General features: G+C 68.3%; 1 protein-coding gene. It reads right to left on the bottom strand.

What is annotated here, in order from left to right:
• The coding region (locus P1P75_RS41560) for a DeoR/GlpR family DNA-binding transcription regulator (protein ID WP_319265247.1) at positions 1-780 on the bottom strand (780 nt) is incomplete at its 3' end.
• Positions 781-1,251: the final 471 nt, after the last annotated feature.

The raw sequence follows: 1,251 nt of genomic DNA, 5'->3' as shown, positions 1-1,251 counted from the left end.
CGCCCCCGCCACGGCGATCTGCACCCCCTGGTCGGCGAGAGCCTGCAGCTCGGTGCCGGCCCGGTCGTCGTGCGCCGGCGGCTCGTCGGTGATCAGCCGGGTGATGACGTCCGTCGGCACGGTCTGGAACATGGTGTCGGTGCCGAGCTTGGTGTGGTCGGCGAGGACGACGACCTCGGCGGCGGCCTGGACGAGGGCCCGGTCGACCGACGCCGACAGCATGTTGGACGTGGACAGACCGCGCTCCGCGGTGAGCCCGCTCCCGGACAGGAAGGCCCGCGAGACCCGCAGCCCCTGGAGGGACTGTTCGGCTCCGCTGCCCACGAGGGCGTAGTTGGAGCCGCGCAGGGTGCCGCCGGTCATGACGACCTCCACGCGGTTGGCGTGGGCCAACGCCTGGGCCACCAGCAGGGAGTTGGTGACGACGGTGAGTCCCGGGATCCGGGCGAGCCGACGGGCCAGCTCCTGGGTGGTGGTTCCGGCGCCGACGACGATGGCCTCGCCCTCTTCGACGAAGTTGGCGGCGAGGTCGGCGATGGCGGTCTTCTCGGCGGTCGCGAGATGGGATTTCTGCGGAAAGCCGGATTCGCGGGTGAAACCGCCCGGCAGTACCGCACCGCCGTGCCGGCGGTCGAGGAGTCCTTCTGCCTCCAGTGCGCGCACGTCCCGCCGTACGGTCACTTCGGAGGTCTGGACGACGCGGGCGAGTTCACGGAGCGACACGGCTCCGTTGGCTCGCACCATTTCGAGGATCAATTGGCGACGTTCTGCAGCGAACACGAAACTGACAGTAACGCGGACGACCGTCTGCTTTCAGCTCTTTGCGCCGAATAACAGAAATTGTTCGCACAGCACCACACGAGGTGGTATAAGGCCCAGTCACCCCGCCTATGCCATTCGCACGGGCCACAACTCCCCGTGACCAGCGGGGAGTCCACTTCGGCCGCCCGACCGGGACCAGGTTCCTTCGTCTGGATCAGGCGGGATCCGGGAGCGAGGTCTGGTGCTGGGGCTACCTCCCACACCTTTCGGGCAGTGGGGGAGCACCGCAAGGCGGAGGAGGGAGTCAGGGTGCAGCCCCCGCAACTGACGACAACGCGGCGAGGTGCGGTGCCAGACCCCGCGAGCCCGGCATGGTCCGAACGGGAGGCCCTAGGCACTGTCCGGCGGATCATGTGACCTTCTGACTGGTCGCTCGTTGGTTCGGTCATGGGTCGGGGGGATCTGACGAATCGCGAGTGGTCGTTGCTT

It is taken from the genome of Streptomyces sp. ID05-39B, assembly GCF_033794725.1.
Classification (GTDB): domain Bacteria; phylum Actinomycetota; class Actinomycetes; order Streptomycetales; family Streptomycetaceae; genus Streptomyces; species Streptomyces bobili.
Note: the sequence above shows the minus strand (reverse complement) of the source record. Positions and strands in the feature narration are given on the sequence as shown.